The following is a 20,289-nucleotide window of genomic DNA, read 5'->3' on the forward strand; positions in this document are numbered from 1 at the left end:
AAGCCCGCTGGTTCAGCGGGCTTTTTTTGTGTCCTGCCGGGTCAGCGCAGACCCTGACCGGTCTGGGCGTCGGCGCGCTGGATCAGTTCGATCTTGTAGCCGTCGGGGTCGGTGACGAAGGCGATCACCGTGCTGCCGCCCTTGACCGGGCCGGCTTCCCGGGTGACGTTGCCGCCGGCCGCCTTGATCTTGTCGCAGGCCGCGTAGGCGTCTGGCACCCCGATGGCGATGTGGCCGTAGGCCGTGCCCATCTCGTACTGCTCGACACCCCAGTTCCACGTCAGCTCGATCTCGGCCTGGCCGGGGTTGCCGCCCTCGAAGCCGAGAAAGGCCAGCGAGTACTTGTACTCCGGGTTCTCGGAGGTTCGCAGCAGCTGCATGCCCAAGACCTGGGTGTAGAAATCGATCGAGCGCTGCAGGTTGCCCACGCGCAGCATGGTGTGAAGAAGTCTCATGGATCAGAAGGAGTTGGACGGTGATGTGATCGGCAAGGTGCCCATCATCGGGCCTTCGAGGGCTTCATGCCGGTGAGCGCTGCATAGGCCCGCTGGGTTGCCGGAGACACCGTGTCCAGCGCCTGCGCGAGCGTGGTCTTGTGCCGCGCCATCAGGCGGGCCGTGGCCAGGCTGCGCGAACGGCAGAACCAGTGGCAGCTGTGCTGCATCAGGTACACCTCGGCCAGCAGGGCGCGGGCCCGGTCGCTGGGTGAGAGCCGGTCTTCGTTGGCCACTGTCCGTTCGATGCCGCTCGCATGCATCCGCATCAGTTCCCGGGCGTCGCAACCGGGCACCAGGAATCCGGGCAGCCAGCGGTGGGCGTAGGGAAGGGGGATGAAGTTGATCCTCGCGTGGACGGCCTCGGTCTTGCCGAAGGATTCGGCAAAGCGCCGGAACTGCCCCGCCAGTTCGCGCTCGGTGGACTCCTGCAGCGGCCAGATCTGGGCCCGACGGGCGGGATCGCCTTCGGCCAGGGCGCGCTGGTAGCCCTCGTGCAGCCGTTCCATCAGCTTTTCAATCTGGAACGGTCCGAGCTGGCCGGACAGCAGGGCGATGCGCTGGCGCTGCTCGCCGGTCCGCAGCATGAAGCCCACGGCGGCGAACACAAGGGTGGTGGTGAGAAGGTCCATGGGATCGGGGCAAGAGGGGCCGCCAGTGTAGTGATTCCGTAAGCGCGGAACTGCGCGGCAGCGCTGGCGCTGTTTGCCGATTCAAGTCTCAGTCTGAGACGGACGATAAGGGAATGGCCAGAAAGGCGCGGGCAAGGTTCTGCTCGCCCGCTTGCCGGTGAATTTCAGAGAGGTCCGTCATGTTCAAGTCGTTGCGATTGTCCATCCTGATCCTGGGCGCCATTGGCGTCCTGGCTGCGCTCGGCGTGGCACTGCAGGGTTACTGGTCGCAGGGTCGCATGAGCCAGAGCGCCACCGAGGTGTTCATTTCCAAGGATGTGGTGGCCGACATCCTGCCGCCGCCGATGTACCTGATCGAGACCCGGCTGGTGCTGTCGCAGGCCGCCGAGGGCACGATGCAGGCCGAAGAGGCCCAGCGCCAGTTCCAGCGCCTCAAAGGTGAGTACGAAGCCCGCGCAAAGCATTGGCAGGCGAATCCGCCCTACGGGCTGGAGCAGCACCTGCTGGGGCCGCAGCATGCCGCCGCGCAGCGCTTCCTCACGGCGGCCGAAGACAAGATCATCAAGCCGCTGCTCGCCGGCGACCGCGAGCTGGCGCGGCGCAATCTGCCCGATGTGCAGCTGATCTACCAGGAACATCGCACCGGGGTCGACCGGACCGTGGCCGAGGGGAACAAGTTCGCCGAGGCGTCGATGGTGTCGTTCGAGGCCGTTCATTCGCTGTCGATGAAGGTCGCGGCCGCGATGGCGCTGTCGGCCGTGGCGCTGGTGGTGCTCGTGTATGTGCTGGTGCTGCGCAGCATCGACGGGCCGGTGCGCCGCTGCACCCTGATGGCGCAGCGCATCGCTGGTGGCGATCTGTCAACAGGGACGGGCGTCGAGAACGACCGTGTCGATGTGATCGGCCGGCTCGAACGTGCTCTGGAAGAAATGCGCAACCATCTTTCGGGTGTGGTGCGCGGCGTGCGCGAATCGGCCGACGCCGTGGCCACCGCCAGCTCGCAGATTGCTTCGGGCAACCTGGACCTGAGCCGCCGCACGGAGCAGCAGGCCGCTGCTTTGGAGGAGACGGCCGCGTCGATGGAAGAGCTGGGTTCCAACGTGCAGCTCAACGCCAACAACGCCCGGCAGGCCAGCCAGCTGGCCGATGGCGCCTCGCAGGTGGCGGCCCGCGGTGGTAACGTGGTGGAGCAGGTGGTCACGACCATGCAGGGCATCCAGCATTCGGCCCAGAAGATCGCCGACATCAGCAGCATGATCGACAGCATTGCCTTCCAGACCAACATCCTGGCGCTCAACGCGGCGGTCGAGGCCGCGCGCGCAGGCGAGCAGGGACGGGGCTTTGCGGTGGTGGCGGGCGAGGTGCGCAGCCTGGCACAGCGCAGCGCCGAGGCTTCCCGCGAAATCAAGGGACTGATCGGCACCAGCGTGGACGCGGCGACGCAGGGCGCGACGCTGGCCGACCATGCCGGTCACACCATGCAGGAAATCGTGGCGTCGATCCGGCGTGTGACCGAGGTGGTCGGGGAGATTTCCCTGGCCTCTGGTGAACAGAGCACCGGGGTAGCGCAGGTCGGGCAGGCCGTGGTCCAGATCGACCAGGCCACCCAGCAGAACGCCGCACTGGTGGAAGAGAGCGCCGCCGCGGCCGACAGCCTCAAGCAGCAGGCCGACCGGCTGGTGCAGGCGGTCTCGGTCTTTCGCCTGACGGCCTGAGCGCTCAGTTCGCCGGCAGGCCGGCGAAGGCGGCCAGCGCCGCCGTTTCCATCGCGCCAGCGCGCGCGACGACCTGTCCGGTGGTCGCATTTTTGGTCACGACATAAGGCACGGAATCGGCGCCCAGCCGGTCCAGCAGTCGCGTGTTGGCCTTGATTGCGGCCTCGATCTCGGCTGGGATGCTGGCGGAGGCGGACATACCGCCCGCGCCGGCCAGAAGGGCCTTTTCGTGCGCCGTCATCGCTTCGACCGGTTGGGCCGATTGCAACAGGGCCGCGCCTTGCGGCAGGCTCTTGGGCCCGATGATCGCCACCGGCGCCCAGACGAACTTGACCTTGGTCAGCAGCGGCTGTGCGGCTTCCCACAGATGGCTGCAATGCGGGCATTGCGGATCGAACAGCACGTAGACCGTGTGCGCGCTCATCATCGCGCCGGCCGTGAATCCCTTGGCTTCGGCGGCCAGTACGTCAAAGGCCTTGGCGGTGTCGATGTGCTCGTCGGCGGCTGCGGGAGCGGTCTTGGTGCCGGAAGTTTCCTGGGAGCAGGCGGCCAGCCAGACGGCGGGGGTGGCGAGCAGGGCGAGCGCGAAGCGTCGGTTGAGCATGGGTTTTCCTTGAGTACGTGTGTGAGTTCGCCGCGGTGGCAAAAAGTTCAGGTGCCGGGCCTCAGACGCGAGCACGCCAGCCTTGCAGCAGGGCACCGGCGAGAATGCCAGCCAGCGCCCAAAGCAGGTCCCAGTTGCCGGTGCCCAGTCCCGCGATGGCAGGCCCTGGGCAGACGCCGCACAGGCCCCAGCCCGCGCCGAACAGGGCGGCACCGAGGAAGGTGTCGCGGTTCCAGACGCTGACATGCTGGTGGAAATACCCGCCCAGCAGCGGCTGGCGCAGCAGCTTCGGGCCGAAGCGGTAGGCCAGCAGGGTGACCACCACCGCGCCGCCCATGACCAGCATCAGGCCCATGTCCTGGAAGCGCAGGAAGCTCAGCACCACCTCCGGCCGGATCATCGTCGCCAGCGACAAGCCGAAGCCGAACAGTGCGCCGCTGGCGAGCACGGCCAGCGCCTTGGACGGAGTCATCGTGAAGGCGCTCATGCGAACCGCCCGAACAGGTTGGCGACCAGGAAGGCGGTGGCCATGAAGGTCAGCACCGCACCCAGCGAAGGCAATTGCAGCGAGCCCAGGCCGCAGATGCCGTGTCCGGACGTGCAGCCGTTGCCCAGCCGGGCGCCGTAGCCCACCAGCAGCCCGCCAACGAGCAACTGCCAGGCCGGTATACGCGTCGAACCCTGGCTGTGGTCGGAAAAGAAGTACCACCAGAGCAGAGCGCCCAGGATCAGCCCCGCCGCATAGACCAGACGCCAGGCGCGCGACCCGGTGAACCGATCCTGCTGGAAGAAGGGGCGCTGCACGACAAACGACCAGGTGGAAGAAAACACCGTGCTCATGCCGCCCACCAGCCCGGTGCAGACAAACAGCAGGGCCACACCCGCGCCGATCAGCAGTCCGCCGGCCAGGTAGTGGCCCCAGCCCAGGGGGAAGAGTGAAGAGAGGACATCCATGGGACAGAAGCAAGAAAAAAGCCCTGGCTCTTGCGAACCAGGGCTTTTGATTTGGTGCCGGAGAGAGGAGTCGAACCCCCGACCTTCTCATTACGAATGAGCTGCTCTACCAACTGAGCTACACCGGCGAAGCCCGACATTCTAGCAAAAACTCACTGCGCGGTTTCGGCCTCGCGGTGATAGGCGGTGATGCGCTCGACTTCGTTCTTCGAGCCCAGGATCACACTGACCCGCTCGTGCAGCTTGGTCGGGGTGATCTCCAGGATACGGCTGTGACCATTGGTGGCGGCGCCGCCGGCCTGTTCGACCAGCCAGCTCATCGGATTGGCCTCGTACATCAGGCGCAGCTTGCCCGGCTTGTCCGGATCGCGCTTGTCCCAGGGGTACATGAACACGCCGCCACGGGTCAGGATGCGGTGCACGTCGGCCACCATCGAGGCCACCCAGCGCATGTTGAAGTCCTTGCCGCGCGGGCCTTCCTTGCCGGCCAGGCATTCGTCGACATAGCGCGTGACCGGGGGAGCCCAGTGACGCATGTTGCTCATGTTGATTGCGAATTCCTTGGTGTCGGCGGGGATCGTGACGTTTTCCTTGGTCAGCACGAAGGAACCCTGTTCGCGGTCCAGCGTGAACATCGCCACGCCATCGCCCACGGTCAGCACCATCGTGGTCTGCGGACCGTAGACGCAGTAGCCGGCCGCGACCTGCTGGCTGCCGGGCTGCATGAAATCCTGCTCGCTGACGCCGGGGCTGCCTTCGGCCTTCTTGAGCACGCTGAAGATGGTGCCGATCGAGACGTTGACGTCGATGTTGGAGGAGCCATCGAGCGGGTCGAACATCAGCAGGTATTCGCCTTGCGGATAGCGGTTGGGCACCACGTAGATGCTGTCCATTTCCTCGGACGCCATCGCTGCCAGGTGGCCACCCCATTCGTTGGCTTCGATCAGCACCTCGTTGGCGATGATGTCCAGCTTCTTCTGCACTTCGCCCTGCACGTTCTCGGTCTCGGCCGTGCCCATCACCTCGCCCAGGTCGCCCTTGTTGACGGCCTGGCTGATGCGCTTGCAGGCGCGCGCGACCACTTCCAGCAGCAGACGCAGGTCGCCGGGGATGTGGCCGTCGACGCGTTGCTGCTCGACAAGGTAGCGGGTGAGGGAGATGCGTTTCATGGTTCCTCCAGGAAATACTCTAGAAAGTGGGTCAAAGGCCGCAGCGCAGGGCCGCCCCAAGCAGGGCCAGCCCCTCGGGGGCAGCGACCCGCGAAGCGGCGGAGCGTGGGGCTGTCATTCCGCCAGCGCGCGGGTGACGACCTCGCGCGTGTCGGGGCTGAGATCGGACTTGGCGGCGACGCGGGCAATGGCTTCGCGGGCGGCGCTGCGGAAGGGTTCGGCCAGCTTCTTCCAGCGGTCCAGTGCGCGCGCCAGGCGGGCGGCGACCTGCGGATTGATGGCGTCGAGCTCGAGCACGCGCTCGCTCCAGAACACATAGCCGGCGGCGTCGTTGCGGTGAAAGCCTGCAGGGTTGGCGGAGCAGAAGCTGAAGATCACGCTGCGGGCGCGGTTGGGGTTCTTCAGGTTGAAGTCCGGGTGGTTCATCAGCTGGCGCACGGCGGGCAACACGTTGCCGCCGCGGTCGGGCGCGCCGGCTTGCAGTGCGAACCACTTGTCGATCACCAGGGCCTCGTTCTTGAACAGGGCATGGAACCGCGCCAGCGCCTCTTGCGCCAGCGGCTGACCGCTGACCACCAGGGCCGACAGCGCGTTGAAGCGGTCGGTCATGTTGCCGGCGTCCTTGAAGCGCTGGTAGGCCTTGCCTGGCCAGACGGTGTCGCCGCTTTCGCGGGCAGCCAGGCACAGCATGGTCAGCGACAGGCCGGCCAGCGCACGGCGGCCGCTGCTCAGCGGATCGGGGCGGTAGGCGCCGTTGTCCTTGTGCTGCTCGAAGGCCCAGACCCAGTCGGGCTGCAGCGCTTCGGCCAGCTGCTCGCGCATCGTCTCGCGCACCGCGTGGATTCGCTGCGGGTCAACTTCGTCGAGCTGCTCGGCGATGTAGGTTTCGGACGGCAGCGTGAGCACCAGTTCCTTGAGCGCAGCGTCCAGCGTCGGGTGGCGCAGCACCGCGCGCATGGCTTCAACGAAGGCCGTATCCAGTGGTGCCGGGCTCACCGGCCCATCGGCACGAACTGCCTGCACCGCCAGGCGCAGGGCCAGCTGCTGGCTGGCTTCCCAGCGGTTGAAGGCGTCGCCGTCGTGGGCCAGCAGATGGAGCAGCTGGGTGTCGGTCAGGCCGCTGTCGAGCACGACCGGGGCCGAGAAGCCCCGCAGCACCGACGGCACCGGCTCGGCGTCGATGTCATCGAACACGAAGGTCTGGCTGGCTTCGGAGAGCACCAGCAGGCGTGTCGTGCCGGCAGCGGCAGCCTCGCCCTGCAGGCGCAGCGGCAGGTCCTGGCCGCTGGCATCGACCAGGCCGACCGCCACCGGAATCACATAGGGCTGCTTCTCGCTCTGGCCCGGCGTGGCAGGGCAGGACTGGCTCAGGGTGAGCGCAAAGCGGCGTTCGGCCGCGTTGTACTGGCCGCTGACGCGGACGCGCGGCGTGCCAGACTGGCTGTACCAGCGCTTGAACGGGGTCAGCTGGCGGGCGAGTTCGCTGTCGGGGTTGGCGTCGGCGATGGCCTGGGCGAAGTCGTCGCAGGTGACGGCGTGGCCGTCGTGGCGCTGGAAATACAGGTCCATGCCCTGGCGGAAGCCGTGGCGCCCCGAGGGATCGGACTGGTCGTTGCCGACCAGGGTCTGCATCATGCGCACGACCTCGGCGCCTTTTTCGTAGACCGTGACGGTGTAGAAGTTGTTGATCTCGACGTACTGGTCTGGCCGCACCGGGTGCGCCATCGGTCCGGCGTCTTCGGGGAACTGCATGGTGCGCAGCACGCGCACGTCCTCGATGCGCTTGACCGCGCGCGCCGAGGCGTCGGCGCACAGGTCCATGCTGAACTCCTGGTCGCGGAAGACGGTCAGGCCTTCCTTGAGCGAGAGCTGGAACCAGTCGCGGCAGGTGATGCGGTTGCCGGTCCAGTTGTGGAAGTACTCGTGCGCCACCACCGATTCGATGTTGGCGAAGTCGGTGTCGGTCGCGGTCGCGCTGCTGCCCAGGACGTACTTCGTGTTGAAGATGTTCAGGCCCTTGTTCTCCATCGCGCCCATGTTGAAGTCGCTGGTGGCGACGATCATGTAGCGCTCCAGATCCAGCGCCAGGCCGAAGCGGGCCTCGTCCCAGATCACGCTGGAGATCAGCGAGTTCATCGCGTGTTCGGTCTTGTCCATGTCGCCGGGGCGCACGTAGACCTGCAGCAAATGCTCCTTGCCGGCGCGGGTGACGATGCGCTGCTCGCGCGCGACCAGTCGGCCCGCCACGAGGGCGAACAGGTAGGACGGCTTGCGGTGCGGGTCGACCCATTTGGCGAAGTGGCGGTTGTCGGCCAGTGCGCCTTGCTCGACGAGGTTGCCGTTGGACAGCAGCACCGGGTACTTGTCCTTGTCGGCCCGCAGCAGCACCGTGTAGCTGGCCATCACGTCCGGACGGTCCAGGAAGTAGGTGATACGCCGGAATCCCTCGGCCTCGCACTGCGTGAAGAAGTCGCCCTGGCTCAGGTACAGGCCCGAAAGCTGGGTGTTCTTCTCGGGCGAACAGGTGGTGAAGATTTCCAGCTCGAAAGGCTCCGGGCCTTCGGGCAGGTTTTCCATCACCAGGATCTGCCCGTCCATCTTGAACGAGCAGCCGCCGCCATTGAACATGACGCGCGCCAGGTTCAGGTCTTCACCGTGCAGGCGCAGCGGCTGGGCCGGCACCTCGGTGTTGCGGCGCAGGCTCATCTTGTTGAGCACGCGGGTCTTGGCCGGGTCCAGATCGAACGTGAGTTCGATGCGGTCGATCCAGAACGGCGGCGGTGTGTAGTCTTCGCGACGGATCACCATCGCGGGGGCATCGCCCTCACGCAGTTGTGGCATGAACGGTCTCCAGGAAACGGGATGTGATCAGGGCGTGGTAGTCGGGAACGCGGGCCAGCACATGCGGTCCGCCCAGTTCGTCGGACGTGTGTGAACTGCAGATCGCGACCGCGCGCATGCCGGCGCGGCGCGCGGCTTCGATGCCCAGCGGCGCATCTTCGAAGACGATGCAGTGTTCGGGCGCGACGTCCAGCCGGCGCGCCACCTCCAGGAAGATGGCCGGCTCGGGCTTGCCTGGCAAACCTTCGTCGCCGCCGACGGTGTGCAGCGTCTGCCCCAGCGAGAGACGCTGGTAGGCGAAGGCCTGGTTGTGCCGGTCGCCGGCGGTGCCGACACCGACCGACAGGCCGCGCGACTGCGCATGGCCCAGGAAGGCCTTGAAGCCGGCGATCTCGCTGAACACAGGTGCGAACAGCTCGCGGTAGATGGCTTCCTTCTCGTCGACATGGGCCTGGGCCTGTTCGCGCGAAATGTCGCCGAACAGCTCGACCATGCACTCGATGCCGGTTCGGCCGGTGGTGCGCCGCATGAGATCGGGCACGTCGATGTCCAGGCCCTGGCGCTCGCAAAACGCGACCCAGCTCTTCTGGTGCCAGGGCATCGAATCGATCATGGTGCCATCCATGTCGAAGATCAGGGCCTTGACCATCAGACGCCCTGCTTGAGCGAGGCTTCGATGAACGGATCGAGATCGCCGTCGAGCACCTTCTGCGTCGCTGAAATTTCCACGTTGGTGCGCAGGTCCTTGATGCGGCTGTTGTCCAGCACGTAGCTGCGGATCTGATGACCCCAGCCCACGTCAGTCTTGGTGTCTTCCAGCTTCTGCTGCTCTTCCTGGCGCTTGCGCAGTTCATGGTCGTACAGGCGCGAGCGCAGGCGCTTCCACGCGACATCGCGGTTGCTGTGCTGCGAGCGACCGTCCTGGCACTGCACCACGATGCCGGTCGGGATGTGCGTCAGGCGCACGGCCGAGTCGGTCTTGTTGATGTGCTGGCCGCCGGCGCCCGAGGCACGGAAGGTGTCGGTGCGCACATCGGCCGGGTTGATGTCGATCTCGATCGAGTCGTCGATCTCGGGGTAGACGAACAGTGAGGCGAACGAGGTGTGGCGACCGCCCGAGCTGTCGAACGGGCTCTTGCGCACCAGTCGGTGCACGCCGGTCTCGGTGCGCAGCAGACCGAACGCGTACTCGCCTTCGACCTTGATGGTGGCGCTCTTGATGCCGGCGGTATCGCCAGGGGTTTCGTCTTCGACCGTGGTCTTGAAGCCCTTGCGCTCGGCGTACTTGAGGTACTGGCGCAGCAGCATGCTGGCCCAGTCGCAGGCCTCGGTGCCGCCTGCGCCGGCCTGGATGTCGACAAAGCAGTTCAGCGGGTCGGCCGGGTTGTTGAACATCCGGCGGAACTCGAGCTTCTCGACTTCGGCGGCGACCTTGGCGGCTTCGCCCTCGATGGTGATCAGGCCGGCGTCATCGCCCTCGGCCTCCGACATCTCGAACAGCTCGCTGTTGTCGGCCAGTTCGCTGGAGAGGCGGTCGAGCACCAGCACGACGTCTTCGAGCGATTTCTTTTCCTTGCCCAGTTCCTGGGCGCGCTTGGGGTTGTCCCAGACGGTGGGGTCTTCCAGCGCGCTGGAGACCTCGGAGAGCTTCAATGCCTTGGCATCGTAGTCAAAGATACCTCCGGAGCTCGACCACGCGTGCGCTCAGGTCGGCCAGTTGATTGCGGATGGCGTTGGTGCGTTCGGCTTCCATGGTGTTTTCTCGTTCGGTGAGTCGGTGCGGAGATCCGCGAAATCGGGAATCTTGCGGATCTCCGCGAAACCCCTGATTTTCTCACGCGGGGCGGGTCAGTAGTGCCACGCCGCGCCGAACATCACTGCCGCCGTGCCCAGGACATGGGCCTCGACCGACAGCTGGGGTGTGATCTGGTAGCCCAGGGTCGGCACGATGGCCGGGGAAAAGCCCTTGACGTTCAACGGCACCTTGTGCTGGTAGGGCGAGACATAACCGTAGAGCAGGCCGGCGCTGACGGAGCCATAGAGCCGGGGCAGGCCAGGCACCAGTTCTGGCCAGCGTTTGCCCACGAAGATGTAGGTCGAGGGCTGTCCGAAGGAGTTGGTGAACAGGCTGAATCCGCAGAACCGGTCGTTGGCCAGGCGCTGGTGCACGCTCAGGGCACGCACCCGTTGGTGCTCGTCCGACGGCGTCCAGTGGTGGGTGTAGTTCGAGAGGAACAGGTCCCGCTCGCCGGTGCCGGCTGGCTGGGCCAGCGCGTGCTGCAGCCCCGGGCAAAGTTCGAGGTCGACATCGAAGTCGAGGGCGTGCGCAGGCTGGACCGACAACGCAAGCGTCAGCAGGAGGCCGGCGGACAGCGGCGATGAAATACGATGCTCAGCCATGGACATGGTGGAAAGGTTCCCGGGCCGAGCCGGGGTGTGGTGCCTGATGTTGACGGCCCTGCTGTTGCAGGGCTGTTCGTCGCTGGACGCTTGGTCCAGGGGCAAAGTGTATCGGCCCACGCCGGTGGCCGAGTCGACCGCCTGGCAGGCCATGCTGGCGCAGCGTCCGGAGGTCTCTTCGTTCGAGGTGCCGGTCGGCGAGGGCGAGCAGGTCACCGTGCTGAAGGTACCGGCCGTGGCGGGGGCCTCCAGCCGCATTCGTGTCTTCTATCTGCACGGTACCTTCCGTCACGCGTTCCAGAACCTGCCCAAGGCCGTGCCGATGCAGGCCGCAGGACTGGATGTGTACCTGCCGGACTATCGGGGCTGGGGTGTTTCCAGCCCGCGTGTGCCGGATGAGGTTTCGATCCACGAGGACGCCTGGGCGGCCTGGCAGGCGGTGCAGCAGCGGGCGAATGCAGAGGGTGGTCCGCCGGTGCGCTGGGTGATCTACGGCCACTCGATGGGGTCTGCGGTCGCAGCCCGGCTGGCACGCCGCGTGGCGGGCCAGCAGGCCTATTGCGCGCTGGTGCTGGAAAGTGCGCTGACCAGCTTCACCGATGTCGCGACCGAGGCGGTCGGCTGGCTGGGCCACGGGCTCGTGGCACTGGGGTCGCAGCGCATGGCGCTATCAGAAGACATCGGCAAGGTCGATCCGCCGGTCTGGTTCATCCACGGCACGCTGGACAAGACGGTGCCCTGGTCGCTGGGTCGCCGCGCCTACGAACTGGCGCCCGAACCCAAGCACTGGGTCGCGCTGCCGCTGGGACACAGCAACCTGCAGCAGGACGACACCGGGACCTACGCCAGCGCCTGGCGCGAGGTGGCCGCGCACTGCGCGCAGCCCTGAGCACTTCGCCTGTTCAGTCCCGCAGGAAGTCTTCGAGCAGCCGGGCCAGCGCCTCGGGCTGGTCGTGCTGCAGCATGTGGCCTGCGTCGCCGATCTGTGCCTCGGTCAGTTGTGGCACGTGGCGCAGGCGCTCGCGGTACTGTTCGATCGTGAAGCGGCCCTTCCACCATTGCGTCAGGCTGTCGTCGCTGGCGGTGACCGAGAGCACCGGCGCCGTGATGCGGGCGTACAGGGCAAGGGCTTCGGGCAACTGGTAGAGGTTGGCGTTGACGACCTTGTGGGCGGCGTCGCCGAGGATGGTCCAGCGTCCTTCGGCATCCGGCGCCGCCCATTGCCGGGCCAGCCAGTCGGCCTTGTCTGGCGAGAGCCGCGGGTTGGTCTTCATCAGCCGCCGCGCCACGCCGTCGGCGCTGTCGTACGGCTTGAGGTCCATGTCGCCCCGGTGCAGGGCCTTGAGTTCGTCGATCCACTGCGCGTAGCGGGTAGGAGCCTGGGCGGGGCGCGTTTCGGGCATGCCGAAGCCTTCGAGGTTGACCAGCCGGCGGATGCGTTCAGGGCGCACTCCCGCGTACATCATGGCCACGTTGCCGCCCATGCTGTGCCCGACCAGATCGACCGACTCGCCGGGCGCCAGCGCGTCGAGCAGGAAGTCCAGGTCGGCCAGGTAGTCGGGGAACCAGAAATTGTCGGCAGGCGGCTGGCCCGACTTCGTCAGGCCGTAGCCGCGCCAGTCGGGCGCGACGATCCAGCGCTGTTCGCGCAGCGCGTCGACCATGAACTGCCACGAGGCCGACACGTCCATCCAGCCGTGCACCAGCACCAGGGGCGCGCGTCCGGGCTGGCGTTCGCCCCACTGGCGGACGTGGTATGAGAGCTGGCGCACTGGCACGAAGGTGCTGCGGGATTCGTTCAGGGCTTGATACATTCGATCCATCATAAGGAACGAGACGGAGACCGGTGATGCGCCAGCGTCAACACAGCGACACCCCGAACAGCAAGGCCACGGGCACCACCGCCGACGGTTACGTCGATCTGCACCGGCGATTCGGCTGGAAGGTGCCGCCGCGTTTCAACATGGCCGAGGTCTGTTCGCGCCGCTGGGCGGCCAACCCTGTCATGGCGGCGCATACCGCGGTGATCGCCTGTTCACCCGGACGGGAGGACCAGCGCCACAGCTTCGCCGAGCTGCAGGACCAGGCCAACCGCCTGTCCAACGCGCTGGCCGCGCTCGGGGTGCAGCGCGGCGACCGGGTGGCCATCGTGATGCCGCAACGCTTCGAGACCGCGGTGGCCTACATGGCGGTGCTGCAGATGGGGGCGGTCGGCATGCCGCTGTCGCAGCTGTTCGGTCCCGAGGCGCTGGAGTTCCGGCTGCGCGACAGCGAGGCGGTGGTGGCGGTGTGCGACGCCGGCACCCTGGAGGCGTTGCAGTCGGTGAGCGGGCAATGCCCGATGCTGCGCAGCGTGATTGCGGTCGGCGCCGGCGCCCAGGGCGTGCTTGACTGGACGGCGGTGTTGTCGCAGGAACCGGCGCACTTCGATGCGGTGCACACCCTGGCCGACGAGGCCGCAGTGCTGATCTACACCAGCGGCACAACCGGCAACCCCAAGGGCGCGCTGATCCCGCACCGCGCGCTGATCGGCAACCTGACCGGTTTTGTCTGCAGCCAGAACTGGTTCGGCTTCGACCCGTTCGACACCTCGGTGCAATCGCAGGCGGTGTTCTGGTCGCCGGCCGACTGGGCCTGGACCGGGGGGCTGATGGACGCGCTGCTGCCTTCGCTGTATTTCGGTCGGCCCATCGTGGGCTTCAACGGCCGCTTCACGCCGCAGACCGCCTTCGAGCTGATGCAGCGCCACGGCGTGACGCACACCTTCCTGTTTCCGACCGCGCTCAAGGCCATGATGAAGGCCTACCCCTCGCCGCGCCGGCAGTTCGACCTGAAGGTCGAAGCCATCATGAGCGCCGGCGAAGCAGTCGGCGATGCGGTATTCGCCTACTGCCGCGACGAACTGGGTGTGACGGTCAACGAAATGTTCGGGCAGACCGAGATCAACTACATCGTCGGCAACTGCGCGCGCCTGTACCCCGCGAAGCCTGGCAGCATGGGCAAGGGCTATCCGGGCCACCGCGTGGCGGTGATCGACGATGACGGCAAGGAGTGCCCGGTCGGCGTGCCGGGCGATGTGGCGGTGCACCGGCTCGACATCCACGGCGATCCCGACCCGATCTTCTTCCTGGGCTACTGGAAGAACGACGGTGCGACGCGCGCCAAGTTCACCGGCGACATGGCGGACTCGTGGTGCCGCACCGGCGACCTCGCGGTGCGCGACGCCGACGGCTACCTCTGGTACCAGGGTCGCAGCGACGACGTGTTCAAGGCCGCGGGCTACCGCATCGGCCCCAGCGAGATCGAGAACTGCCTGGTCAAGCACCCGGCGGTGGCCAATGCGGCCGTGGTGCCCAAGCCGGACGCCGAGCGTGGCGCGGTGGTCAAGGCCTATGTGGTGCTGACGCCGGGTGCGCAGGGTGACAACGTGCTGGTCGCCAGCCTGCAGGCGCACGTGAAAGGCAAGCTCGCGCCCTACGAATACCCCAAGGAGATCGAATTCGTCGATGCGTTGCCCATGACCACCACCGGCAAGGTGCAGCGGCGCGTGCTGCGGCTGCAGGAAGAGGAACGCGCGCGTCAGCGCGGGCTTTGAATCGCTTCTAAACTCGCCAACAGTCTTCCGTTTTCATCCCTTTCCAACCCACCCATGAACCACGTCACCCTGGGCCAGAGCGGCCTGCAAGTCACCCCCATCTGCCTGGGCACCATGACCTTCGGCGAGCAGGTCAACGAGGCCGACGCGCACACCATCCTTGACCGCTCGCTGGCGCGCGGCGTGAACTTCATTGACGCCGCCGAGATGTACTCCGTGCCGGCCAAGGCCGAAACCTGCGGATCGACCGAGACCATCATTGGCAACTGGTTCGCGAAGAATCCCGGCGCCCGGCAGAAGGTGGTGCTGGCGACCAAGGTGGCCGGCCCGGCGCGCGGCATGCCCTGGATTCGCGGCGAAGTCAGCAAGGCCGGCATCATCGAAGCCTGCGAGGGCAGCCTCAAGCGCCTGCAGACGGACGTGATCGACCTCTACCAGATCCACTGGCCGGCCCGCAACACGCCGGTGTTCGGCGCGATCTATTTCGACGGGTCCAAGGACCGTCCCATGCCCTCGATCGAGGTGCAGCTCGAAGCGCTGGCCGAACTGGTCAAGGCCGGCAAGGTGCGGGCCATCGGTCTGTCCAACGAATCGCCGTATGGCGTGCACGAGTTCGTGCGCATCGCCGATCAGATGGGCCTGCCGCGCGCTGCGACCGTGCAGAACCCGTACTGCCTGATCAACCGTGCCTATGAAAACGGCCTGGACGAAACCTGCCACCGCCTGGGCGTGTCGCTGCTGGCCTACTCGCCGCTGGGCTTCGGTCTTCTGACCGGCAAGTACGACGACACCGGCCTGGTCGGCGACCACGGGCGCATGGCGCTGTACGACAGCATGAAGGCGCAACGCTGGGGCCGGCCCGAGGCGCTCGCCGCCGCGAAGCGCTACAACGCGCTGGCCCGCGAGCACGGCATGACGCCGGCGCAGCTGGCGCTGGCCTTCTGCTACCACCACCCCAAGGTCGCCAGCACCATCATCGGCGTGACCTCGCTGGCGCAGCTGGACCAGTGCCTGGACGCGTGGGAGACGGCGCTGTCGCCGGAGCTGCTGAAAGAGATCGACAAGATCCGCTGGGAGCTGCGCGACCCGGCTCAGTGATGGCGAAGAAGAGTCACGTCAGCGAAACGCCCGCCACCGCCTGGCTCAAGGCCAATGGCGTGGCGTTCACCGAACATCCCTACGAGTACCTGGAGCACGGCGGTGCACAGCACAGTGCCTCTGTCCTCGGCTTTGATCCCTTTGCGGTGGTCAAGACCCTGATCATGCAGGATGAGTCGGCCAAGCCGCTGGCGATCCTGATGCACGGCAACCGGACGGTGTCGACCAAGAACCTGGCGCGGCAGATCGGCGCGAAGTCGGTGGAGCCCTGCAAGCCCGAAGTGGCGAACCGGCACAGCGGCTACCTGGTTGGCGGCACCTCGCCGTTCGGCCTGAAACGCGACATGCCGGTGTATGTCGAGTCGACGGTGTTGGCCTTGCCGAAGATCTGGATCAACGGCGGCCGCCGCGGTTTTCTGGTTGGCATCGACCCGGCGGTGCTGGCCGGGCCGCTGGGTGCGAAGCCGGTGCAGTGCGCGCTGGCAGAATAGTCAGCCCATTGCGCGGTCGCCGAACCTCCGGCGGCCCGACACCGAGGAATTGATCTTGGACGCCCTGTACCCCGCCATCGCCACGCTCGTGGCCTATCTCATCGGCTCGCTGTCGTTCGCCGTGGTCGTCAGCCGCCTGATGGGGCTGGAAGACCCGCGCACCTACGGCAGCAAGAACCCGGGCGCTACCAACGTGCTGCGTTCGGGCAGCAAGAAGGCAGCCATCCTCACGCTGGTGCTCGACGCCCTCAAGGGCTGGCTGCCGGTGGTGGTGGTCAAGTGGTGGGGCGAGCGCTGGGGCCTGGGCGATGGCACGGTGGCGCTGGTGGGGCTGGCTGCGTTCCTCGGCCACCTCTGGCCAGTGTTTTTCCGCTTCGTGGGTGGAAAGGGCGTGGCCACTGCGGCGGGCGTGATCATCGGTTTCAACCCCTGGCTCGGGCTGGCCTCGCTGCTGACCTGGGTCATCGTGGCCTATGCGTTCCGCTACTCGTCGCTGTCGTCCATCGTCGCCGCAATCTTCGCGCCGACCTTCTTCCTGTTCGGTGACGACGTGGTCTGGCGCGCCCCGGGCAAACAGGTGCTGGCGCTGGCGCTGATGGCACTGCTGCTGGTCTGGCGCCACGCAGAGAACATCAACCGTCTCGTGGCGGGCAAGGAAAGCAAACTGGGAGCGAAGAAATCATGAGCGCTGACATCACCCGCATCGGCATGGCCACGCGCTACAGCGAGGCCGCTGTCTTCAACGGCGTGGTCTATCTCGCCGGCATGGTGCCCGAGTGCGAAGCGTCCGACATCCGCAGCCAGACCAGCGACGTGCTGGCCCAGATTGAGCAGCGGCTGAAGGAGGCGGGCAGCGACAAGTCGCGCATCCTGCGCACGCAGATCTACTTGACCGACATCCGCGAGATCGGTGCGATGAACGAAGTCTGGGACGCCTGGGTGGTGCCGGGCACCGCGCCACCGCGTGCGACGGTGCAGGCTGCCCTGGCCGACCCGGCCTGGAAGATCGAGGTGGTCGTCACTGCGGCTCAATTTGCGCCTGATCAAGCCTGAGCTCTTTTGCTCAGGATCGGACCGAAGACATGACTTTCGTCACTTCCCGATCCGCCTGAAGGCTTCCTATCCTCCTGTTTCAGGAGGAAGGAAGCCATGTTCAGCACGACATCTCTCTGGAGCCGACTGCCGCGCGCACGCTGGCTGCTCGCCTTCGCACTGATCGCAGGGTTGGTTGCCTGCGGTGGCAGTGGTTCGTCCTCCGGGGTGGACAACAGTGGCCCAACCACTGGGCGGGAGGCGGCCCTTGCCGCAGGCCCGGTGCTGAATGCGGCCGAACTCGCTGCGGCAGAGAAGTCGGCTCGGTTGGCCGACGCAGCAGGAGACGCCCTTCCGCTGGAAAAGCTTCCGCCTGGACAGATTGCTGCCAAGACTGCCTACCTCTCCGGGTCCGTGGCTCGCAAGGCAGCGGCCGTGCGCATCCCTGTCTACCGCTTCTACAACAGTGCGACGGGCGCGCACTTCTTCACCACCAGCACTGCCGAGCGCGACAACGTCATCAACACGCTGTCGCCACCGTTCAGCCACGAAGGCGAAGCCTTCTCGGTGGCCAGCGATTTCTCTCCGGGCCTGAGCCCGGTGCACCGGTTCTACAACACGCAAAGTGGGGTGCATTTCTACACCATCAGCGAGACCGAGCGGGCCAACGTGGTGGCCAACCTGCCGCAGTTCCAGTACGAGGGCGTGGCGTACCACGCCAGCCAGGTTTCGGGGCAGGGGCTGCTGCCGTTCTACCGCTTCTATGTGCCCAGTCGGGGCTTTCATTTCTACACGGCCAGCGAAGAAGAGAAGAACAGCATCATCGCCAACCTGGCTGCGGTCTACAGCTTCGAGGGGGTGGGCTACTACGTGCTGGACACGAACTGGACGAGCGAAAAGCTGCCGCACACGGGATTGACGGACCAGCAGTGCTACCAGTCGGGCAGCAACACGCTGGTGGCCTGCAGCGGCAGCGGCGCACTGGCACTCTACCCGCAGCAGGACGGACACCGGACGGCCGTGAATCCGATGAGCTATTCAGCCCTGCGCGCCTCTCTGGTTCTCAACCATCCCCTGACCAGCTGTGTCAGGGACAACGTGACGGGCCTGGTCTGGGAAGGCAAGACCGACGACGGGGGCTTGCGCGACAAGGACAACGCGTTCACCAATCTCGGCAATGGCCTGAGTGACGACACCAGCGGCTATGTCGTCCTGGTCAACGACATGAACCTGTGTGGCTACAGCGACTGGCGTCTGCCGACGCGTCAGGAGTTGTTGGGCATTGCGGACCACGGGGTGGTGACGCCCAGTATCGAGAGCGCCTGGTTCCCCAATACGTTCGCAGGCCGATTCTGGAGCGCCAATGTGGACGGAGCCGACAGCCTTCAAGCCTGGTTTGTCGACTTCAACGATGGCTCGTCGTCGTACACCTATCGATCACTCGGCTACGGAGTACGTCTGGTGCACGGAAGCACCAGCTCCAGTCCTCGGTTCAGTTTCGGTTCTGTGCCTTACGGCAGTGATGCGGCCAACAACCTCGTCAACGATGCATGGACAGGTCTGCAATGGCGGCGCTGCGAGGAAGGGAGAACCTGGAACGGATCGACTTGCACCGGCACCGTTAGCACTTACACGCACGAGCAGGCGCTGACACACGCCAAGGGTCAGACCGGCTGGAGGCTTCCCAACGTGAAAGAGCTGTCGAGTCTGGTGGATACCGGGCGATCCAGCGGTGCCCGCATCGATCCAGCGTCATTTCCGGGTGCCAGCGGCACCTGGGTTTGGTCATCTTCACCCTTTGTGGGGAACACGACCGCTGCATGGGATGTGGTCTTCGGCAATGGGAACGTCGAGTTTGATGTCCGCACCCGCCTTGATGCCGTTCGGTTGGTGCGGGTTCCGCAGTGACGAACAGACAGGTGGTCGGAAGTACCCGCAATGCGAGGCTCGACCCGCAGACAGTTCAGAAGCGCTTTTCCAGCGTCAGCTGGTCGTTGGTCTTCTGCAACTGAAAGCGGTTGAGAAAGCTGTTGCCCAGCAGCACGAAGGGCATGGGCTGGGGCGACACCACGGCGTCCACTTCGTAGGCGACCACGTCCCCGACACGCACGGAATCCAGCCGGATCAGGTAGCCGACCGACACCCCGTTGGCGGTGCTCATCTGGATGCGCTTGCCGTGCTCGAACTTGAGATCGATGCGCTTGGCTTCTGCGGCACCGAGGGCCACGGTGGTGGCGCCAGTGTCCACCATGAACTTCACTGTCTTGCCGTTGATCTGGCCGTCGGGCAGGAAGTGGCCGCTCGGGTCCGCCGTCAGCACGATGCGCTGGCTGCCTCCGCCTGCCTTGGCCTTGCCCACGCTGACGGGGGCACCGCCGACCTGCAGCGACTGTTTCTGGCCGTTGACCTCGACCGTGGCTGCATCGCCGTCCAGCGAAAGCAGCTTGACGCCTTGCTGGGTCTGGCCGATCGCGACGAACCGGGGCGGCGCGCCATCGATCACCAGCAGGGCTTTCTGCCCCGACACACCCGACAGAGCAACCTGCGGCGCGGTCGTCTGCGCGCTGACCCAAACGGTGGTCCCGGCCAGCAGCAGGACCGATGCAGTGCGCAGGAGAGGGTGAGTCAAAGGCAGCTTCCGGTTTGGGCGGGATCAGCGCGGCTTGCCGACCGCCGAGTAGGCGTCGGTGTGGCGATTGGCCAGGAACGACTTGAGCTTGGCAGGGGCGTTCTTGCAGTTTTCGACGTTGCGGGCGGCATCGTTGCCGGCGCGCAGGTTCAGGCTCTGGTCGATCATGCCGCCGACCTCGGTGAACGCGTCGCTGCGTTCCTTCATCGAGGTGTATTTCTCGATCAGCTGGTCGCTGGCGGTGATGGCCAGGGCATGGTCCTTGCGCCACTCGCTGTAGACCTGCTCAATGTCGGCGACCTGTGCCGCGGCACGGACCTTGCAGAAATCAATGCTCTTGCGCATGGCCAGCTCCATGCCGGCGATCTTCATGGCCGCCATCACCCGGTCTTTTTCTTCGGGGCTCTTGAAGCGTTTCTCGAACGGCTGTGTCAGGTCGACCGCAAGGCCTGTTTCCGCTTTGGGCGCGGCCAGCGCCTGCGATCCGGGGCCGCACTCGCTGTCCTGGAACACGGTGGCGCCCGTCGGGCTCTTGCACTTGTAGACACCGGCCTGGGCTGAGCCACAGACCAGAACGGCCAGGGCCAGTGCTGTCAGCGGACGAAGAGCGCGGTATGCCATCTCGGTGCTCGGGC

Annotated in this window: 21 protein-coding genes and 1 tRNA gene; 8 read left to right on the top strand and 14 right to left on the bottom strand. The window is 66.1% G+C overall.

The genetic code is table 11. The annotated features are described in order from the left end of the window. Positions 1-41: 41 nt before the first annotated feature. Both gloA and ACLIJ1_RS11560 read right to left on the bottom strand, forming a co-directional pair. Positions 42-455 carry a lactoylglutathione lyase gene (gene gloA / locus ACLIJ1_RS11555; RefSeq protein WP_411365656.1) on the bottom strand — a complete coding sequence of 138 codons (414 nt, stop codon included), beginning with the start codon at positions 453-455 and terminating at the stop codon, positions 42-44. A gap of 44 nt (positions 456-499) precedes the next feature. Next, on the bottom strand, positions 500-1,126 hold the full coding sequence (locus ACLIJ1_RS11560) for a hypothetical protein (RefSeq protein WP_411365657.1): 627 nt from the start codon (positions 1,124-1,126) through the stop codon (positions 500-502). Between the two features lie 179 nt (positions 1,127-1,305). Here ACLIJ1_RS11560 and ACLIJ1_RS11565 point away from each other — a divergent pair, with 179 nt between their 5' ends. Further along, complete coding sequence (locus ACLIJ1_RS11565; RefSeq protein WP_411365658.1) at positions 1,306-2,841, top strand: methyl-accepting chemotaxis protein; 1,536 nt, start codon at positions 1,306-1,308, stop codon at positions 2,839-2,841. Positions 2,842-2,845: 4 nt separating this feature from the next. Here ACLIJ1_RS11565 and ACLIJ1_RS11570 read toward each other — a convergent pair whose 3' ends face one another. From ACLIJ1_RS11570 to ACLIJ1_RS11610, 9 genes are all read right to left on the bottom strand, one after another. Next, positions 2,846-3,445 carry a thioredoxin fold domain-containing protein gene (locus ACLIJ1_RS11570; RefSeq protein WP_411365659.1) on the bottom strand — a complete coding sequence of 200 codons (600 nt, stop codon included), beginning with the start codon at positions 3,443-3,445 and terminating at the stop codon, positions 2,846-2,848. Positions 3,446-3,506: 61 nt separating this feature from the next. Then, positions 3,507-3,932 carry a DUF6691 family protein gene (locus ACLIJ1_RS11575; RefSeq protein ID WP_411365660.1) on the bottom strand — a complete coding sequence of 142 codons (426 nt, stop codon included), beginning with the start codon at positions 3,930-3,932 and terminating at the stop codon, positions 3,507-3,509. Then, positions 3,929-4,399 carry a YeeE/YedE family protein gene (locus tag ACLIJ1_RS11580; RefSeq protein WP_411365661.1) on the bottom strand — a complete coding sequence of 157 codons (471 nt, stop codon included), beginning with the start codon at positions 4,397-4,399 and terminating at the stop codon, positions 3,929-3,931. Before ACLIJ1_RS11580 ends, ACLIJ1_RS11575 begins: the two co-directional genes overlap by 4 nt. 52 nt (positions 4,400-4,451) lie before the next feature. Then, positions 4,452-4,527, bottom strand: a tRNA-Thr gene (locus ACLIJ1_RS11585). Positions 4,528-4,551: 24 nt separating this feature from the next. Then, positions 4,552-5,568: a class 1 fructose-bisphosphatase gene (locus ACLIJ1_RS11590; protein ID WP_411365662.1), complete on the bottom strand. Its 1,017-nt coding sequence runs from the start codon at positions 5,566-5,568 to the stop codon at positions 4,552-4,554. A 114-nt stretch (positions 5,569-5,682) separates the two neighbouring features. After that, positions 5,683-8,409, bottom strand: coding sequence for an aminopeptidase N (gene pepN / locus ACLIJ1_RS11595; protein ID WP_411365663.1), 2,727 nt, complete (start codon positions 8,407-8,409; stop codon positions 5,683-5,685). Next, a complete protein-coding gene (locus ACLIJ1_RS11600) occupies positions 8,393-9,058 on the bottom strand; it encodes an HAD family hydrolase (RefSeq protein WP_411365664.1) in 666 nt (221 codons plus the stop codon). Before ACLIJ1_RS11600 ends, pepN begins: the two co-directional genes overlap by 17 nt. Then, positions 9,058-10,162 (bottom strand): peptide chain release factor 2 gene (prfB, locus tag ACLIJ1_RS11605; protein WP_411365665.1). Its coding sequence is split into 2 segments (ribosomal slippage): positions 9,058-10,080 and positions 10,082-10,162, totalling 1,104 coding nucleotides; the frame shifts between segments, so codons are not numbered across the junction. Before prfB ends, ACLIJ1_RS11600 begins: the two co-directional genes overlap by 1 nt. A 95-nt stretch (positions 10,163-10,257) precedes the next feature. Further along, on the bottom strand, positions 10,258-10,809 hold the full coding sequence (locus tag ACLIJ1_RS11610; protein WP_411365666.1) for a hypothetical protein: 552 nt from the start codon (positions 10,807-10,809) through the stop codon (positions 10,258-10,260). Between ACLIJ1_RS11610 and ACLIJ1_RS11615 the strand changes: the two genes are divergently transcribed. Next, positions 10,808-11,698 carry an alpha/beta hydrolase gene (locus ACLIJ1_RS11615; protein WP_411365667.1) on the top strand — a complete coding sequence of 297 codons (891 nt, stop codon included), beginning with the start codon at positions 10,808-10,810 and terminating at the stop codon, positions 11,696-11,698. The two genes, ACLIJ1_RS11610 and ACLIJ1_RS11615, sit on opposite strands and share 2 nt — an antisense overlap. 13 nt (positions 11,699-11,711) lie before the next feature. On the opposite strand, the gene ACLIJ1_RS11620 is transcribed toward ACLIJ1_RS11615, so the two are convergent. Further along, a complete protein-coding gene (locus tag ACLIJ1_RS11620) occupies positions 11,712-12,623 on the bottom strand; it encodes an alpha/beta fold hydrolase (RefSeq protein WP_411365668.1) in 912 nt (303 codons plus the stop codon). 35 nt (positions 12,624-12,658) lie between these two features. Here ACLIJ1_RS11620 and ACLIJ1_RS11625 point away from each other — a divergent pair, with 35 nt between their 5' ends. The 6 genes from ACLIJ1_RS11625 (at position 12,659) to ACLIJ1_RS11650 (ending at position 18,933) form a co-directional block, all read left to right on the top strand. Then, positions 12,659-14,404, top strand: coding sequence for an acyl-CoA synthetase (locus ACLIJ1_RS11625; protein ID WP_411365669.1), 1,746 nt, complete (start codon positions 12,659-12,661; stop codon positions 14,402-14,404). A 54-nt stretch (positions 14,405-14,458) separates the two neighbouring features. Next, complete coding sequence (locus tag ACLIJ1_RS11630; protein WP_411365670.1) at positions 14,459-15,502, top strand: aldo/keto reductase; 1,044 nt, start codon at positions 14,459-14,461, stop codon at positions 15,500-15,502. Next, positions 15,502-15,993 carry an aminoacyl-tRNA deacylase gene (locus ACLIJ1_RS11635; RefSeq protein ID WP_411365671.1) on the top strand — a complete coding sequence of 164 codons (492 nt, stop codon included), beginning with the start codon at positions 15,502-15,504 and terminating at the stop codon, positions 15,991-15,993. The genes ACLIJ1_RS11630 and ACLIJ1_RS11635 overlap by 1 nt, the downstream gene beginning before the upstream one ends. A gap of 55 nt (positions 15,994-16,048) precedes the next feature. Next, a complete protein-coding gene (plsY, locus tag ACLIJ1_RS11640) occupies positions 16,049-16,678 on the top strand; it encodes a glycerol-3-phosphate 1-O-acyltransferase PlsY (RefSeq protein WP_411365672.1) in 630 nt (209 codons plus the stop codon). Continuing rightward, positions 16,675-17,046, top strand: coding sequence for a RidA family protein (locus ACLIJ1_RS11645; RefSeq protein ID WP_411365673.1), 372 nt, complete (start codon positions 16,675-16,677; stop codon positions 17,044-17,046). The genes plsY and ACLIJ1_RS11645 overlap by 4 nt, the downstream gene beginning before the upstream one ends. A 96-nt stretch (positions 17,047-17,142) precedes the next feature. Beyond that, positions 17,143-18,933, top strand: a complete 1,791-nt coding sequence (locus ACLIJ1_RS11650) for a DUF1566 domain-containing protein (protein WP_411365674.1) — start codon at positions 17,143-17,145, stop codon at positions 18,931-18,933. A gap of 55 nt (positions 18,934-18,988) precedes the next feature. Here the strand turns inward: ACLIJ1_RS11650 and ACLIJ1_RS11655 are convergent, their stop codons facing one another. Both ACLIJ1_RS11655 and ACLIJ1_RS11660 read right to left on the bottom strand, forming a co-directional pair. After that, on the bottom strand, positions 18,989-19,654 hold the full coding sequence (locus ACLIJ1_RS11655; RefSeq protein ID WP_411365675.1) for a TIGR02281 family clan AA aspartic protease: 666 nt from the start codon (positions 19,652-19,654) through the stop codon (positions 18,989-18,991). 24 nt (positions 19,655-19,678) lie between these two features. Continuing rightward, complete coding sequence (locus ACLIJ1_RS11660) at positions 19,679-20,275, bottom strand: hypothetical protein (RefSeq protein ID WP_411365676.1); 597 nt, start codon at positions 20,273-20,275, stop codon at positions 19,679-19,681. Between the last annotated feature and the right edge of the window lie 14 nt (positions 20,276-20,289).

It is taken from the genome of Hydrogenophaga sp. RWCD_12 (assembly GCF_046604225.1).
Lineage (GTDB): Bacteria > Pseudomonadota > Gammaproteobacteria > Burkholderiales > Burkholderiaceae_C > Hydrogenophaga.